This is a genomic window from uncultured Limnohabitans sp. (assembly GCF_937889215.1).
Taxonomy (GTDB): domain Bacteria; phylum Pseudomonadota; class Gammaproteobacteria; order Burkholderiales; family Burkholderiaceae_C; genus Limnohabitans_A.
On record NZ_CALBEX010000601.1, the window covers coordinates 1 to 1,295 of the forward strand.

The following is a 1,295-nucleotide window of genomic DNA, read 5'->3' on the forward strand; positions in this document are numbered from 1 at the left end:
GGTGGCCGCCGACGATGCGCGCATCGTGCAAGCCTGCCAAGACCACGGCATCACAGCCATCTTGACCCGGCAAGACCATGCCAGCGGCAGCGACCGCTTGGCGCAAGCCTGCGAAATGCTCGGCCTGCAAGCCGATGCAGTGGTCGTCAATGTACAAGGCGATGAGCCGTTGATCGAACCCGAGCTGATCAACCAAGTGGCCGGGCTGCTGATCCAGCGGCCAGAAGCGAGCATGAGCACAGCGGCCCACGCCATCGCCAGCCTGAGCGACTTCACCAACCCCAATGTCGTCAAAGTGGTCATGGATGCACGCCAAATGGCCTTGTATTTCAGCCGCGCGCCCATTCCCTGGTGGCGCGACGGACAAAACGGCCACGACATCACACAACTGCCCAGCCCGCCGCCGCTGCGGCATGTGGGCATTTATGCCTACCGTGCCGGGTTTTTGGCGCAATTCCCCCAACTGCCGCCTGCGCCCATTGAGAATTTAGAGTCGCTGGAGCAATTGCGCGCCCTTTGGCACGGTCACCGGATTGCCGTCCACATCACCGAGCAAGCCCCCGGCCCCGGGGTCGATACCCCAGAGGATTTGGAGAGGGTTCGCACGCTCTTGGAGACGTAAGCCTGGCTAGAGGCTCCCGTGATATTCTCAAGTCAGCCGTCAGAACCCAAGGACCCCGCCGAGGTCCACCTGACCATTCCCCATGACAAGCTATAAGGAACTTCCATGAGACTGATTCTGTTGGGCGCACCCGGCGCCGGCAAAGGCACCCAAGCCACCTTCATCTGCCAAAAATACAACATCCCCCAAATTTCCACCGGCGACATGCTGCGCGCCGCAGTCAAAGCAGGCACCCCACTGGGATTACAGGCCAAAGCCGTGATGGAGTCCGGCGGCCTGGTCAGCGATGACCTGATCATCAACCTGGTCAAAGAACGCATCGTCCAAGCCGATTGCGCCAACGGTTTCTTGTTTGACGGGTTCCCCCGCACGATCCCACAAGCCGACGCCATGAAAGCGGCCAACGTGAAGCTCGATTACGTCCTCGAAATCGACGTGCCTTTTGACGCCATCATTGACCGCATGAGCGGCCGCCGCTCGCACCCCGCCTCAGGCCGCACCTACCATGTCACTTTCAACCCACCCAAAGTGGCTGGTGTGGACGACGAAACGGGTGAACCCCTGGTGCAACGCGCCGATGACCAAGAAGAGACCGTCAAAAAACGTCTGGATGTCTACAGCGCCCAAACCCGCCCCTTGGTGGACTATTACGCCAACTGGGCCAAATCAGACG

2 protein-coding genes are annotated in these 1,295 nt (G+C 60.5%); both read left to right on the forward strand.

Going from position 1 to position 1,295, the window contains the following annotated elements; translation table 11 throughout:
• Positions 1–622, forward strand: a 622-nt coding sequence (kdsB, locus tag Q0341_RS15055) for a 3-deoxy-manno-octulosonate cytidylyltransferase (RefSeq protein WP_299515014.1), incomplete at its 5' end; no start/stop codon positions are given.
• Positions 623–727: 105 nt separating this feature from the next.
• Positions 728–1,295, forward strand: a 568-nt coding sequence (gene adk, locus Q0341_RS15060) for an adenylate kinase (RefSeq protein ID WP_299515016.1), incomplete at its 3' end; no start/stop codon positions are given.